Origin of the sequence: Komagataeibacter intermedius TF2, assembly GCF_000964425.1 — a bacterium.
In the GTDB taxonomy this organism is placed as follows: Bacteria; Pseudomonadota; Alphaproteobacteria; order Acetobacterales; family Acetobacteraceae; genus Komagataeibacter; species Komagataeibacter intermedius.
In genome coordinates this window covers 1-333 of sequence record NZ_BANF01000654.1, presented here as the reverse complement: position 1 = coordinate 333, position 333 = coordinate 1, and the positions used below count along the sequence as shown (strand labels likewise).

Annotated in this window: 1 protein-coding gene; it reads right to left on the bottom strand. The window is 59.5% G+C overall.

Translation table 11 applies throughout. The features are described from left to right. Positions 1-333, bottom strand: a 333-nt coding sequence (locus B7449_RS18915; protein ID WP_048884088.1) for a transposase, incomplete at both ends; no start/stop codon positions are given.

Below are 333 nucleotides of genomic sequence, written 5' to 3'. Positions count from 1 at the left end.
AGGCTTCGTCCAGCTTCGCTTTCAGTGTTTCCCGTCGGGCAAGCGCTTCCGGCAATGCCTGCAGATCGCTGTCTATGGCATCTGCGTGCTCCGCCTGGTCCATCAGTTTCGCGATATCCACCGCCAGCTGTTCGCGCAGCGCCCTGATCCGGTCGTAGCGCAGGGAACGGTATTTCGAAGCATCGGCATCAATTTTCGTGCCGTCGATCGATACTACACCCAGACGCAGCAGACCCGCCTCGCGCGCCAGAAGCAGAACCTGCGCAAATGCAGCTTCAATGGCGTCCCTGTTCGTCCGGCGGAAGGTCGCAATCGTATCATGATCCGGATGCA